Here is a 15,222-nt window from a genome sequence, read left to right on the forward strand (position 1 = left end):
TGCTAGTTGCTAGTTTCGAGTTTTCTCGCCTCTTGCGACTTTATACAACTACTATTTAAGTTTTTTCATAAATGCCATAAGCATTTTTTGTTCCTCGTTTATCAGATCCAGTAATTTGATCGACTTAACTTCCTCTACAAATCCAAGCATATTGATTCCTGAGAGAAAAGTTTCAAGTTCAAAACTCGATCCTAGTGCTATTTGAAGAAATCGTTTAAAGTCTTTTTGGCTATCCCTACTGGCACCTTCTGCCACATTTGCAGGAATAGATGAAGCTGCGCGATTCATTTGAGATATAATCCCAAACTTTTCACTCTCTGGTAAAATCCCTGTTAACACATATGTCTCTTTCCAGATCTCCATACCTTTTTGCCAAATCATTAACTTTTTAAAATCCTTCATCTCGTAACTAGTATCTCACAACTAGTAACTAGTTTATTTTATCATCAAAATCATCGATTAAAAGGCCTTTGGTCTTCTCTAAAATGTTAGAGAAAAACTTGTTGCCTTGCTTCATCTTTTTCTTACCATCTCCTTTCGATGAAGTAGCTTCTGAGTAGCGTGCCTGACGAATATCCAACGCTTTGAATCCGGACAATACCAGACCTACAGTGGTTGCAAACATTGGGCTCTTTGCCGCATCTACCTTGCTTCTACCTAAATGCTCATTTGGATATCCAATGCGAGCATCTAATCCTGTCATATATTCAAATAGCTGGCTAAGGTTTGTCAACTGAGAACCACCTCCGGTAACGACTATGCCAGCCGCCAGTTTTTTATTGTAGCCAGAGCTAATGATTTCTGTATGTACAAGCTCTATGATCTCCTCCATTCTAGCTTCTATGATATGAGCTAAATTTTTGATTGAGATCTCCTTAGGAGGTCTATTTCTTAAGCCTGGAATTGAAACAATTTCATTGGGACTTGCCTCTTCTGAGATTGCCTTGCCAAATTTTGTTTTTAGCAATTCAGCCTGGTGCTCCATTACCATGCATCCTTGCTTGATGTCAGAAGTAATGATGTTACCACCGAAAGGAATCACTGCAGTATGTCTTATGATATTGTCGTAGAATACAGCAACATCCGTAGTACCACCTCCAATATCAACCAAGCAAACACCTGCTTCCTTCTCTTCATCACTAAGAACAGATAAGCTGGACGCGAGTGGTTCCAAAATGAGATTCTCAATCTGGAGCCCAGCTTTTTTCACACACTTGTTTATGTTGTTGATAGCGTTGGTTTGTGCAGTTATGATATGGAAGTCAGCCTCTAGTTTCACCCCTGTCATACCTACAGGGTCCATAATCCCGTCTTCGTAATCCACGATATAATCTTGCGGCATTACGTGAATAATTTCACTTCCTGGAGGAGTAACGATGCGATGCATATCGCTATTCAGTCGCGCTAAATCTTCGATAGTTATCTCTCCTTCCGTATCGTCTCTAGTGATACCACCATGATGAACAGCACTTTTAATATGTTGTCCAGCGATGCCTACATTCACCACTCCGATATCGATACCGGATTGCTCACTAGCCTCAGCAATGGCTTTCTCGATCGCACGAACAGTTTTATCAATATTTGTTACTATTCCACGGATAACACCATCAGACACAGCCTTACCCATACCCAATATTTCGAGTTTTCCGTACTCATTTTTCTTTCCAACAATGGCACAAATCTTTGTCGTGCCTATGTCTAATCCAACGATGATTTTGTCTTCCATAATATTTTAGTTTCAAGCTGTGAGTTGCAAGTTGCTAGTCATAAGATTTCGACACGGATTAGGTTTTTCCACGCTCGAAACTAGAAACTCAAGACTTGTAGCTCCTTTCATTCGCAAATAATTTGATTTTCAAACTTCAGATTTACTCTGTCGTAAGTGTTCCACCCCTTTTTGGGCAATATCTCTTTATAGAAAGTCATCAGCTTTGAAAACTTACTATCAAAGTCCTCAGGTCTACCAAACTCAACCACTTGCTTGGTAACTTGAGGATATAATTCTATTTCTCCATTTTTCTTTATAACCATATGGGCGATCTGAGCCTTCCAGAATTCATCCTTTTCGATGTACATCAATAACTCAAAAACCTGTGTCCCATACCTACTTTCATTCATGTTTTCTTTCCACATAAATTCGAACTCCGTCTCTACTAAAGGAACACGAGCGGTATGTTTTGCATTGATTGGAAGTACTCTCCCGTCCTCATCAATATATCTATCATTCTTTCCATCAATAAAGAGACGAGCTACTGGTTTGCTTTGCTTCACTTTTACTTGAAGATTCCCTTTTAGGTCTCTATATACTTGAGCATCCTTCACAAATGGATTAGACTCTACCCGCTCTTCCAAAGTCTTTGGATCAATATCTCCCATTTCTACGCCAATGACATAATCGGCGCTTTTATCTGTCATCAGGTCTACAACTTCCAGCTGATCTGTGAAATAAATTCCATCCTGCCCCATTATCTCTACCTGCACATCATCAATTTTTCTGCTGTTATTTTTTACTCCAGCAAATGCTATCAATGAAATCAAAAGTAATCCGCTAAAGGAGTAGATCAATATGTTCTTTTTCTCTTCCTTACTCATCGTCTTCTGATTTAGTTTCTTCATTCGAGCTAGCTTCATCAGCTGTTGTTGGCTCAAACTTATCTTTCATGTATTTTTCGATTTTAGGTACCTCACGGTCAATATCACCAGCACCTATCGTCAATACAATATCAAGATTCAGTTTATCCAAGCGATCAAATAATGTCCCTTTGGTCTCCAAGTATTTTTTCTCATTATCCATCAAATCAAAAATGGATTTAGAAGTAATTCCAGGAATCGGTTGCTCTCTAGCTGGATAAATATCAAGAAGTATTACTTCGTCCGCCTTATCCAAAGCCTCTGCAAAAGCTGCTTTGAAGTCTCTTGTTCTGGAATATAAATGTGGCTGGAATATGGCAGTGATTTTACGCTTACCTGCCAATGACCTTACCGACTTTAAAAATGCATTTATTTCTTCTGGGTGATGTGCATAATCATCGATGAGCGTTGCATGAGGGCTTCTGAAAACATATTCAAACCTTCTCTTTACACCAGCATATGTTTTCATACGCTTGCGTATTTCTTTGCCATCCATGCCCATATCGATGGCTACAGTTATTGCCGCCAATGCATTTAACACATTATGATAACCAGGCACTTCAACATACACATCAGAGATTTTCTCCATGCCATACCTGTAGGTAAATACGAAGGCTCCATTAACAATTCTCAAAGCATCTGCAACTGCATCTCCTTGTCTGATTGCATAGGATGTGTACTTGTTGCCGGGATTGATTTTAAATCCGGCCTCAGAGTACATCAATACTTTTCCATCTTTTGGTGTCTTCTTCACGAATTCCTCATAGGTATCAAGCATTGCCGTCTCGTCACCGTAAATATCTAGATGATCTGGGTCCAATGAAGTGATAACTGTGTAGTTAGGATTCAATTGCATGAACGAGCGATCATACTCATCCGCCTCTACTACAATTGGCGCTTTGTCATTTCCAATCATCAAATTGGTCCCAGTATTGGTCATGATCCCTCCAACGAATGCAGAACAACCCTTCCGTGATACACTCAATAAATGAGCAATCATTGAACTAGTAGTCGTTTTACCGTGTGTACCAGCCACAGCTATCGTAAAGTGATTATCTGTGATCATGCCTAACACCTCGGATCTCTTCTTCACATTAAATCCACTATCTCTGAAGTAGTTCAATTCTATATGATCAGTTGGAACCGCAGGCGTATACACTACTAAAGTTCCATCTTTATCCAAGAAGGTATCAGGGATCAAGTCGAGCTGATCGTCATAGTGAACATGCATACCCTCTTCAACGAGTTGCTTGGTAAGATCAGATTCTGTTTTATCATAGCCCGCTACAGGTGTTTCTTTAGCATGAAACCAACGAGCTAAAGCACTCATACCGATACCACCAATACCGATAAAATAGACGCTATTTACTTCTTTTAATTCCATTAGGCCATGAGTTTAATTACTTCGTTTGCAATATCTATAGCGGCATTTTCATGCGCCATTGCGTGTATGTTTTTAGCCAGTTTCTCTTGTCGCTTCTTATCGTTTATCAATTCAATCGCCTCGTCTACCAGCTTTTCCATTGCTTCCTTATCTTTCACCATCTCAGCTGCGTCATTTTCTACCAACGCATTAGCATTAATCGTCTGATGATCTTCAGCAACATTTGGAGAAGGGACTAAAATTGAAGGCTTGCCAGTCAACATTAATTCTGCAATTGAGAGCGCACCTGCCCTAGAGATAACGACATCTGCACATGCATATGCAAAATCCATTTGCAAGATGAAATCTTTTAATATCACTCCATTTCGCTGACCTTCAGATCTTTCTTCCATTTCTACATGATAGAATCCGCCACATTGCCATATCAGCTGAATACCAGCTTTTTTAATTTTTTCTAATCCTGATATGACACTTTCATTGAGTGTTCTTGCCCCCAGGCTTCCTCCGATTACTAATAATACAGGCTTACTTCTGTCAAGTTCAAAGAACTTAAACGCTTCGCCTTTTCTATTTGGATTTAGCTTTATCGTCTGTCGAACAGGATTTCCAGTTACGACCAACTTATCAGCTGGGAAGTATTTCTCCATTCCAGCATGAGCTACACAAATCTTGTTCACCTTCTTAGCCAACCATTTATTGGTCAGACCGGCGTAAGAGTTTTGCTCTTGAATTAAGGTTGGAATTCCTTTCCTCGTTGCCGCTAATAATAAAGGCCCACTCGCATATCCACCAACTCCTACCACCGCATCCGGCTTAAACCTTCTTAAAAGAACATAGGAACGCATGATGCTTGAGCATAGCTTAAAAGGAAACATCAAGTTACCTGCCGTGATTTTACGTTGTATACCGCTAATCCAAAGACCCTCGATTTCATATCCAGCAGCAGGCACTTTTTCCATCTCCATTTTCCCTTTTGCACCTACAAAAAGAATCTCCACATGCTGCAATGACTCTTTCAAAGCGTTAGCAATAGAAATAGCTGGGTAGATGTGACCACCAGTACCACCACCACTTATCATAATGCGATATGTTCTTTCCTCTTCGATTATGCTGCTTCTTTATATTGATTTCCAATGGTCCCTCCAAACCTGTCAATCTCGCCACGACTCACACTAAGAATGATCCCTAGTGCCAATCCAGCAAACAATTGAGAGGTTCCTCCCATGCTTATAAATGGAAGTGTCAATCCTGTCACGGGGCCCAATCCTACCGCTACACCCATGTTCACTAAGGCCTGAACTACCAAAGCAAAACTTAGTCCTGCTGATAGTAATCCTCCATATGCACGATCGTTATCTTCTGCTGCTTTCATTCCTCGATAAAGGAGTGCGAGGTATAAAAACAGGATTGTAATACCACCCACGATTCCATATTCTTCAAGAATTATCGCATAGATAAAATCTGAATATGGATGAGGTAAAAAATTTCTTTGGTCACTTTGTCCTGGTCCTTTTCCGATTACACCTCCCGATGCAATTGCTATGTATGCTTGCTTTGCTTGATAAGGAGTATCATCATTCAGGAAATCTTCAACTCTTGATATTGCTGTACCTCCTCTTTGACCGACCATAAATGCCACGGAGCCAAAAGACATGCATATCACTACCAACATCGCCAAATACTTCACGGGCACTCTACCTATGAACAAGACTAACATACATGTCAAGAACAGAAGTATTGCTGATGAAAAATTGGTCAATGCAATCAAACCGCATATTAATCCAATCCAGAATAGCATGGGTACTAAGGCTTTTTGAAAGTCCTCAATTGAATTTTGGCGCTTTGCCAACATGCTTGCCAGGGTAACTATTAATGCAAGTTTTGCCAAATCAGAAGGTTGAAATGCTTGGTTTATTACCGGAATGGTCAACCACCTGGATGCTTCATTGATATTGGTACCAAAAATCCAAGTAAACAACAATAACGGCACACACAACCAAAGTACCAGTTTGGAAATCTTTGAGTAATAGCGGTAGTCAATCTTGTGGGCCAACCAAATAGCACCTAAACTAACTGCTACTAGAATCGAGTGCTTGATTAGGTAATATTCTGTATTACCTCCCATCATCTTGTAGGCCAAACTTCCTGTAGCGCTATAGACAACCAGTATACTAAATAGTGAAAGGATTAATACAATGAACCAAATCACTGGATCACCTTTCAGGTTGCGATATGCCCAATCTTTAACTTGATTCATGCCTCTTTCGATTTTAATTCCTTATTAAGCTTACTTACCGCTCGCTTGAACTTATCACCTCTATCCTCATAATTACTGAATAGGTCGAAGCTTGCGCATGCAGGTGAGAGAAGTACTACATCGCCCTTTTTGGCCCAATTGTGGGCCTGAGAAACTGCCATTTTCGCACTATCTACTTCAGCTATTTTGTCAATCTTACCATTGAAATAGTTTACCAAGGCTTCATTCTCCTTACCCATGCAAATCAAAGCTTTCACCTTCTTCTTGACCAGCTTTTCTATTTGTGAATAATCATTGCCTTTATCAATTCCTCCAGCTATCCAAATGATATCACCTTTAACTCCATCCAGCGCATAAAAAACGGAATCGACGTTGGTTGCTTTAGAGTCATTTATGTAAGCTGCTCCATCAATTTCTTTCACAAATTCAAGTCTGTGAGGAGCATTTTTAAAGTTCTTTAATCCTTTAAGCACTTTCTCAATTGGTACCTCTACACAAAGTGCACTTAAAACCGCAGCCATACTATTCACCATATTGTGCTTGCCAATTAATGAGATTTCCGAAAGTGGAATATGATAGTGCTTTTCATCTTGCATGAATTGGTAATTGAAAATCAAGTGCTCATCTTTTAGGTAAGCGCTTAGCTTTTCATTGTTAGAAGCACTCATTGCAAACATGCTCGCCTCAATCTTCCTTCTGCTCACTTCTTCAGTAACAGGCTCTGAATCAGCACAGTAAACAAATGCTTGCTCATTTGTCAGATTCTCAATGATCTTAAACTTCGATGTGACGTACTTATTGAAATTATTTTCATATCGATCCAAGTGATCCGGCGTAATGTTGAGTAGAACTGCTACATCCGGACGAAAATTCACAATCCCATCCAATTGGAAGCTGCTTACTTCTACTACGTAATAATGGAAGCCACCTTCCGCAACTAGTGCGGCAAGGCTTCTACCTATGTTGCCACCTAATGCTACTTTGTATCCAGCAGTCTTTAATAAGTGATAAGTAAGAAGCGATGTTGTGGTCTTACCATTGGTGCCAGTGATTGCAATCACCTTTGCTTTATCAATAAACCGATAAGCAAATTCGATTTCAGAAATCACCGCTATTCCTTTTGCAACAATTTTTTGAATTAAAGGGGCCGAGTCAGGTATTCCCGGACTTTTCACAACTAACGAAGCGCTTAGTATCAGCTCTTCTGTGTGCTCACCTTCTTCAAAATCTATCTTGTGACTTTTTAAGGTCCTCCTACGTTCTGCAGCAAGACTTCCGCCATCAGACAGAAAAACATCATAGCCCTTCTGCTGAGCAAGTATGGCTGCACCAACGCCGCTCTCACCACCGCCTAATATGACTATGCGTTCTTTCATTATTCCTCTTCTTTTACTTTTTGTTCGATGATGTAGTCAAAGCATTTTGAGTACAAAGCAATCAGATCATAACCGTTCTTTAGGAAGTCATTGATTAGACTGATTTGTTGTTTCTTATTAGCTATTTCTAACTGATCCAGGATAAATAAAACCTCATCAGTTTCGTCCTCCAGTGCGTTCATAATCTGTCCAAATTTCGTCTCTGACGATGCCGCCAAAAGCTTTGAAAATTGGTCATCAATTTTTCGAGCACATCTGATCAGCATAGATGTAGCCTGAACCAAAGAACCCGAAGGTATTAGTTCAGAAAGCTGTACTGCGCTCTTCTGGAATTTCTCGTTTAATTCATGGATTTCTGTTACTGTCATTACCTGATTTTTAGAGTTGCAAGTGTGAAAATGGCGAGGAGAATTCCCACGATCCAAAATCGACCGACGATCTTGGCTTCATGTATCCCCTTTTTTTGATAATGGTGATGCAATGGCGACATCAAAAAGATTCGTCTGCCTTCACCAAATTTCTTTTTTGTGTACCTGAAGTAGGCCACTTGAATGATCACCGATAGATTCTCCACTACGATAATTCCGCAGAGTACCGGGATTAAAAATTCTTTTCTTATTACGAATGCAAGTACAGCTATAATACCTCCGAGCGAGAGGCTTCCTGTATCTCCCATAAATACTTGCGCCGGGTATGCGTTGTACCAGAGAAATCCAATACATGCTCCAACAAAGGCAGTACAAAAAATTACTAGCTCGCCCGAGTTTGGAATAAACATGATATTGAGGTAGTCAGCAAAAATTGCATTACCGGATAGATAAGCTAACACTGCCAATGTCAATCCAATGATTGCACACGTACCGGCAGCCAACCCATCTAGTCCATCTGTAATATTGGCACCATTCGAAACAGCCGTAACGATGAAGATTACAACAAATACATAAAGTACCCAAGCATAATCTGACAGGAATTCAGGCAGCAACCAGTCATATTGAAATTCATTATTGGCAACAAAAGGAATGGTTGTGAGCAATGAATTTTCATCCTTAAATGCTTCACCAGAGAAATCTCTAACTACAATATCATCATGAAACACCATGATCAATCCTATAATTAGCCCAAGTCCTATTTGGCCGATTACCTTAAACTTCCCTCTAAGCCCTTCTTTGTTCTGTTTCTTTACCTTCAAATAATCATCCAAAAACCCGATAGCTCCCATCCATAAAGCAGTGATGATAAGCATCGTGATATAGATATTGGTCAGGTCAGCAAGAAGGATTGTTGGGATAACTATAGCTGAAATGATGATGATACCTCCCATTGTGGGTGTGCCTTTCTTCTCCATCTGCCCTTCTAGTCCCAGGTCTCGAATAGACTCACCTAATTGATACTTATGTAGCATATCGATAAGTCGCTTACCGAATGTGATCGTAATCAAAAGCGATAGCAATGCTGCCATTCCTGCTCGGAATGAGATATACTGAAACAGTCCCGCTCCAGGGAAGTCGATTTGATTCAGATATTCAAACAAATAGTTCAGCATTCCTTTATTAATTCAATAGTTCACCTAATACTTCACGATCATCAAAATGATGTCGCTCACCATCTATTTCCTGGTAATTCTCATGGCCTTTTCCAGCTACCAGAATTATGTCTTTGTCGTTAACCAAGTTGCACGCCGTGCGTATTGCCTCTTTTCGATCTTCGATGATCATGACGTTGCGTTCCTTTGATTTTGGTATCCCCGCCTTCATGTCTTCCAAAATCTGCTTTGGATCTTCCGTTCTGGGATTATCAGAGGTCAAAATCACTTTTTCGCTGAAGCGCGCTGCGATCTCAGCCATCTTAGGTCTTTTATCTTTATCTCTATCTCCGCCACATCCAACTACAGTCACCAATATCTCATTCTTGGTTCTCAGCTCTTCAATGGTATTCAATACATTCTCAAGCGCGTCCGGAGTGTGGGCATAATCCACAATCGCCATCACATTTGAGGTGTTTTCTACTTTCTCAAATCGTCCAGTTGCTCCAGAGGTAGTAGAAAGTGCACTTAATGCAGCTTCTTTCTCCTCGTCCAGTAAGATTGCCACAGAAAAAGCCGTCAGCAGGTTGTAAGCATTGAATTCGCCAATCAGCTTGAACCATACATCAACTCCATCAAAGTTTAGTTCCAGACCTTGTGATGTATTGTGGATTACACGGACTCTAAAATCGGCCATCGATTTAATCCCCATTCTGAATTTATCAGCCTTTGTATTTTGCAGCATCACAGTACCACGCCTATCATCTGAGTTTACTAGTGCAAAAGCCTCTGATGAAAGTCCATCGAACAGTAATTTTTTGGCTGCGATATACTCATCAAATGTCTTGTGATAATCCAGGTGATCATGCGAAATATTGGTAAAAACACCTCCTGTGAAGTGAATTCCAGCAACTCGATGCTGTACCAGGGCGTGGGAACTTACCTCCATGAAGCAATGCGTACATCCCTCCTCTACCATTTCGGCAAGAAGTTCATTAAGCTGCACCGCATCAGGTGTAGTAAAGCTGGCAGACAAGACCCTATGGTTAATCTTATTTTCAACGGTTGAAAGTAAGCCCACTGAATAGCCCAAGTTTTGGAATAGCTCATACAGTAGGGTCGCACAAGTAGTCTTTCCATTTGTGCCAGTAATACCAACAAGCTTAATTTTTTCTGAAGGCTTTCCATAGAAGTTGGAAGCAACTATCCCGAGTGCTTCTGCAGAATTATCAGTCTGCACTATCGTAACACCTTCGTAAGTTTTTTCTTGAATTTGCTCACATACAATAACCTTAGCTCCCTTGTCTATCGCAGCTTTTATGTAGTCGTGACCGTCTACAGTCAATCCCTTTACTGCTACGAACAAGAAGCCACTATCCACTTTGCGTGAATCAAACGTTACTCCAGCAACTTTCTCTTCGCGATCTCCTGTGATCGATTTAAGTGAAACTCCAAACAATATGTCCTTTAGCGTTTGCATTAGATCATTTGAAGTTTGATGGTTGAACCTTTAGTTACTTTTCCTCCTGGAGTCATTGACTGTGTAGATACACGCCCTCTTCCACTTGCTTCTACGTCCAATCCAAGATTTTCTAATACATAGATGGCATCCCTCAGCGTCATGCCCCGAACATCAGGCACCACCTCATATTTAACCTTATTCTCTTTCCAGTATACTGCATCATTAATCACCGATGTTTTTACCCACTCCGCTTCGGATTTTGAATGATTAGAAATTCCTAGCTCATTGCAAATCATTGCGAGTTCCTCTCTCTTTCCTGATTTGATGTATGGAAAAACTCCCGTTTGATAGGTGCGTTCTTGTGTACCTATCTCATGCATATCTAATTCTAATGAGTAGATCTTATCTGCTATTTCCTTAAATACTGGAGCTGACACATCGCTACCATAGATTTGGTATCCTTTCGGGTTATCAATCACTACTATACAGCTATACCTTGGAGCTTCTGCTGGAAAATAACCAGCGAATGACGTATAGTATTCCTTCACATATCTTCCATTTTTTACTTTTTTGGCAGTCCCAGTCTTTCCAGCGATTTTATAATGACTGTGATTAATATTCTTCGCTGTACCTCTTTCAACAACACCTTCCATCATCAATTTCAACTGTGTGAGTGTTTCCTTGGAGGCGATGGATTTGTTGATTATTTCAGTATCAAATTCTTCAACCATTCGATCAGCTTTCATCACCCCCTTCACAATCATTGGCTTCACCATTCTACCATCATTGGCCACAGCATTGTAAAGTGCCAGCATTTGAAGAGGAGTCATTTTCAACTCATAACCATGAGACATCCACGGTAAGCTCACACCACTCCAGGTGCTATCTGAAGGATCTTTAATGTACGGCTTACCCTCACCAACCATCTGAAAATCAAGTGGTTGATGAAGGTTCATCCGCTTCAAATAATTAATAAATTTCTCTGGTTCGTTCGCGAAGTTGTGAGACACAAGCTTTGCCACACCTATGTTTGAGGACTTTTCGAAGATCTGCTGAACAGTAAGTTTTCCGAACCCACCTGGCTTATGATCACGCATGGTTTTATCAAAAAATTCAAGCTTACCATCTCCAGTGTCTATTGAATCTGAAAGTTTAATGTCTGTTTCTTCAAGAAGTGCAATCATACTTGCCAACTTGAATGTTGATCCTGGCTCTCGTGACCCTTGACTTCCTACAGCGTAATTGTATCTTTCATAATAATCCCCCGCGCTGTTTCTGCTGAGGTTTGAGATTGCCTTAATTTCTCCCGTGCTAACCTCCATTACAATTGCCACTCCATAGTCAGCTTCGTGCTTTTGAAGCTCGTTCAATAGCGCTGATTCGGTAACATCTTGCAGGTCTACATTAATCGTGGTTTGAATATCTAATCCATCAACCGGACGTCTTTCCGTACCGTCATAAATTGGCTTCCAACCTCCACCGGCCATTTTTTGATACAATCCTTTACCGTTGATACCGGCAAGTTGCTTATTGAAGCTGTACTCAAGGCCAACTACTCCACGATCGTTATCATTTACACTCCCAATTGTTCGTATCCCTAAATGAGAAAATGGTAGAAAGCGCTTTTCTACCTTTTCAAACAATACCCCACCTTTTAATCGACCTTCTCGAAAGAGTGGCCAATTCTCCATGAGTTTCTTATCCTGATAGCCAATTTCCTTTCTATTAAGGGTAATGTAGCGTCGCCCCTTTTTACGCGCCTTGTCGATCTTGGCTTTGTATTGAGTAGGAGTCAGATCCTTATAATATCTCGAGAGTAAGAAACTCAGTGAGTCAATATTGTTCTTATAAAGTCCATCTGTAGGTAAGTAAGGGTCAATTGCCAATCGATAAAATGGCAAAGATGTGGCAAGCAAGCTTCCATCGTCCGCATAGATATTTCCACGAGTAGCCTTCACATTCATAGCTTGAATGCCCAGGGTCTCCCCCATGCTTCTCCACTTATCGCCTTCGATGTATTGGATTTTACCAATACGAAACACAACAAGTCCTGCTACCAAAAAGGTAAGGATGAATGCGATACGTACGCGTAATACTATGTCTCGTTTGATACTCACTCTTGTACTTCCCTAATCAATACTGGTGATTCTTTGCTCTCTTCTAAACCGAGCTCTTCGGCTCGTTTTGCCACTTCTGACTGCTTACTTTCATACATGAATTCAGCTTTCAGGGTCGTGTAATCTGCTCTCAGGTCTTCAACTTCTGTTTCCAGATTGTTGATATCCCGAACCTTCTTTTCCGCGTAATGGCGGTTTCCGATGTACAGCAGACATAAGAATGCTAGAAAAAGTATTTGGGGAAGGAAACGCACGTGTATTACCTCGCTCATGGAGCTATCCATGCGTAGAAAGCGATTGATGAGACGGAATAAGCCTCCTCGCTCTTCTTTTTGGGGTATTTTGTAGGTGTTCTTCATAATTCCAATTTTCAAGCTGTAAGTTTTAGGTTGAGCGTAAGCCCATCCGTCTACTCACCTCTTTTTCTGCCAATACGCAGCTTAGCGCTTCTCGCTCTGCTGTTTTCTTTTATTTCTGCCGCTTCAGGGACGATAGGCTTTCGGTTCACCGGGTCTAATACCCTAATTGGATTCCCATAAAAGTCTTTTTCATCGACCCCTTTAATGTTTCCTTTATTGATGAAATTTTTGACCGGTCTGTCTTCTAATGAATGATAACTCATCACCACTAGTCTGCCATCTGCCTTTAGCACCTCGCCAGCCTGTATCAAAAATTCCTTAAGTGCTTCTAGTTCTTCATTTACCTCAATTCGAATGGCCTGAAAGACCTGAGCGAGGTATTTGAGATCTCGACCTTTGGGAGCATTCTTCATGGCGATTGCCTTGAGTTGCTCATTGGTCTCTATGGGCTGGTTCATTCGAAAGCTGACGATCTCTCTTGCGAGAGTTCGAGCATTCCTAATCTCCCCATAGGCACTCAAAATATGTATCAGATCCTTTTCTACGTACTCATTTACTACTTCTCTGGCGCTTTTAGTTGCGGCTTGATCCATGCGCATATCCAACACACCTTCTGCCCTAATGGTGAATCCACGCGCTGGCTCATCAAACTGATGGGAGCTAACTCCCAAATCGGCTAGAATGCCATCTACTTCCGTGATGCCATGTAGTTTGAGGTACTTTTTCAGAAATCTGAAATTTGACTCAATAAATGTAAAAGAACGTTTTGCCTCTGCATCTGCCTGCATCAGCTGTTGTGCGTTTTTCTCAGCATCTATATCCTGATCAAAAGCAATGAGGTGGCCAGTTGTCAATTTCTCGAGTATTGCTTTGCTGTGACCACCACCTCCAAAAGTCACATCCACATAAACTCCATCCGGCTTTATATCTAACCCATCAAGGCATTCTTGCAACATGACAGGATTATGATACTCGTTATTCATCTAAGAACTTCTGTGCTAACTCTGAGTATTCGTCGGCGTCTTCGATTAGGTGCTTATTGAATACTTCCGGATTCCACATTTCTATATAGTTGCCCATACCGATTAGAATTGCTTCTTTGTCTATCTGTGCATGAGCGAGCATCGTCTTAGGTACGTTTATTCTACTTGCACTATCCAACTCTACCTGGGCGATACTCCTGAAAAAATTCCTTTTCAACTTTCGTTGTTCAGGATTGAATTCACTAAGTGATGAGATCTTGTGGTGTATTTTTTTGTACTCCACCATTGGGTAGAGAATTAGGTTCGGCTCGAATCCCTTCCGAATTACTAGTTCTGCAGTGGAGACCTCGGGAAGGTTATTCTTAATCTTCGCAGGTAAGACTAACCTCCCTTTAGTATCCAACTTACACTCATACTCGCTTGTAAAAAACGCCATACTGAGCCTTGAAAAATATAAACCACCGAGACAAATGTAAACAACTTTTCCTATTTTCCTCCACTTTCCCCCACTTTCATACACAAAACGTAAAAAAAATTCAATATTATACCTAAATCAATGATTTTAGCGTGTAGAGAAATGAATTGAAAGTCAGTGAGATATGACTTTATCGTTCGATTTGATAAAAATCTGAGGAAATTTCAGAAGAAAAGTGAACAAATGGTATTTGGTGGGAGATCGTGGGGGAAGTGGGAAGATGTGGGTGATTTGGAGGATGTACTTAACCAATTGAATTGTTGTTGTCATGCACAATTGAAATTGTTCACTTTTACTTAAGAAAACATTCACTCCTAGAAAGGAAGGGCTCCAATTATCAAAATGACGGGTAGAGAAATACGGAAATCAATCTGCCTAAGGCAAATTCATATTGTAATAGACATTTACTGTGATCTAAGAAATTAAATATCAGTTTGTTTCTTCTGATATGTTATTGATGCGGATTCTATGTATAGCTCGTGCCGCATTCTTCTGAGCAATCAATTCCTGTTTAGAATAGTTTCTAGGTATTCTATCAGCTTTCAGCTCTTCAATGCTTGAGTAGATTTCAATTTTCATAATTCAATTATAAAGTTAGTCTAGATCAATAAGTGATTCACATCAAAGCTTTGGTTTTTAATTGGCATAGCACAAAT

General features: G+C 40.4%; 15 protein-coding genes. All 15 read right to left on the reverse strand.

The genetic code is table 11. The features are described 5' to 3' along the window. Nucleotides 1-51: 51 nt before the first annotated feature. The 15 genes from ACY650_RS01705 to ACY650_RS01775 all read right to left on the reverse strand — a co-directional run bounded on the left by ACY650_RS01705 (nt 52) and on the right by ACY650_RS01775 (nt 15,145). Nucleotides 52-402: a four helix bundle protein gene (locus ACY650_RS01705; RefSeq protein ID WP_462251114.1), complete on the reverse strand. Its 351-nt coding sequence runs from the start codon at nt 400-402 to the stop codon at nt 52-54. A 28-nt stretch (nt 403-430) separates the two neighbouring features. Continuing rightward, a complete protein-coding gene (gene ftsA / locus ACY650_RS01710; protein ID WP_462251116.1) occupies nt 431-1,726 on the reverse strand; it encodes a cell division protein FtsA in 1,296 nt (431 codons plus the stop codon). A gap of 107 nt (nt 1,727-1,833) precedes the next feature. After that, entirely contained in the window at nt 1,834-2,616 is a 783-nt protein-coding gene (locus ACY650_RS01715) for a cell division protein FtsQ/DivIB (protein WP_462251118.1), read from the reverse strand. Then, nucleotides 2,585-4,015 (reverse strand): UDP-N-acetylmuramate--L-alanine ligase, encoded by a 1,431-nt coding sequence (gene murC / locus ACY650_RS01720; RefSeq protein ID WP_462251120.1) that lies wholly within the window; start codon nt 4,013-4,015, stop codon nt 2,585-2,587. The genes ACY650_RS01715 and murC overlap by 32 nt, the downstream gene beginning before the upstream one ends. Further along, nucleotides 4,015-5,094, reverse strand: a complete 1,080-nt coding sequence (gene murG, locus ACY650_RS01725) for an undecaprenyldiphospho-muramoylpentapeptide beta-N-acetylglucosaminyltransferase (protein WP_462251122.1) — start codon at nt 5,092-5,094, stop codon at nt 4,015-4,017. The genes murC and murG overlap by 1 nt, the downstream gene beginning before the upstream one ends. A 26-nt stretch (nt 5,095-5,120) precedes the next feature. Then, entirely contained in the window at nt 5,121-6,272 is a 1,152-nt protein-coding gene (locus ACY650_RS01730; protein ID WP_462251124.1) for an FtsW/RodA/SpoVE family cell cycle protein, read from the reverse strand. Further along, nucleotides 6,269-7,648: a UDP-N-acetylmuramoyl-L-alanine--D-glutamate ligase gene (murD, locus tag ACY650_RS01735; protein WP_462251126.1), complete on the reverse strand. Its 1,380-nt coding sequence runs from the start codon at nt 7,646-7,648 to the stop codon at nt 6,269-6,271. Before murD ends, ACY650_RS01730 begins: the two co-directional genes overlap by 4 nt. Next, nucleotides 7,648-8,016 (reverse strand): hypothetical protein, encoded by a 369-nt coding sequence (locus tag ACY650_RS01740; protein ID WP_462251128.1) that lies wholly within the window; start codon nt 8,014-8,016, stop codon nt 7,648-7,650. Before ACY650_RS01740 ends, murD begins: the two co-directional genes overlap by 1 nt. Continuing rightward, the gene (gene mraY / locus ACY650_RS01745; protein ID WP_462251130.1) at nt 8,016-9,191 is read right to left on the reverse strand and encodes a phospho-N-acetylmuramoyl-pentapeptide-transferase; all 1,176 of its coding nucleotides are present in this window, start codon (nt 9,189-9,191) and stop codon (nt 8,016-8,018) included. Before mraY ends, ACY650_RS01740 begins: the two co-directional genes overlap by 1 nt. Before the next feature lie 7 nt (nt 9,192-9,198). After that, a complete protein-coding gene (locus tag ACY650_RS01750) occupies nt 9,199-10,650 on the reverse strand; it encodes a UDP-N-acetylmuramoyl-L-alanyl-D-glutamate--2,6-diaminopimelate ligase (RefSeq protein WP_462251132.1) in 1,452 nt (483 codons plus the stop codon). Continuing rightward, a complete protein-coding gene (locus tag ACY650_RS01755) occupies nt 10,650-12,749 on the reverse strand; it encodes a penicillin-binding protein (protein ID WP_462251134.1) in 2,100 nt (699 codons plus the stop codon). The genes ACY650_RS01750 and ACY650_RS01755 overlap by 1 nt, the downstream gene beginning before the upstream one ends. Continuing rightward, entirely contained in the window at nt 12,746-13,108 is a 363-nt protein-coding gene (locus tag ACY650_RS01760) for an FtsL-like putative cell division protein (protein ID WP_462251136.1), read from the reverse strand. The genes ACY650_RS01755 and ACY650_RS01760 overlap by 4 nt, the downstream gene beginning before the upstream one ends. 50 nt (nt 13,109-13,158) lie before the next feature. Beyond that, nucleotides 13,159-14,091, reverse strand: a complete 933-nt coding sequence (gene rsmH / locus ACY650_RS01765; RefSeq protein ID WP_462251138.1) for a 16S rRNA (cytosine(1402)-N(4))-methyltransferase RsmH — start codon at nt 14,089-14,091, stop codon at nt 13,159-13,161. After that, a complete protein-coding gene (gene mraZ, locus ACY650_RS01770; RefSeq protein ID WP_462251140.1) occupies nt 14,084-14,527 on the reverse strand; it encodes a division/cell wall cluster transcriptional repressor MraZ in 444 nt (147 codons plus the stop codon). The genes rsmH and mraZ overlap by 8 nt, the downstream gene beginning before the upstream one ends. 468 nt (nt 14,528-14,995) lie before the next feature. Beyond that, nucleotides 14,996-15,145, reverse strand: coding sequence for a hypothetical protein (locus ACY650_RS01775; protein ID WP_462251142.1), 150 nt, complete (start codon nt 15,143-15,145; stop codon nt 14,996-14,998). Nucleotides 15,146-15,222 lie beyond the last annotated feature (77 nt).

The sequence above is a fragment of the Ekhidna sp. genome (assembly GCF_963691765.1).
Taxonomy (GTDB): domain Bacteria; phylum Bacteroidota; class Bacteroidia; order Cytophagales; family Cyclobacteriaceae; genus Ekhidna.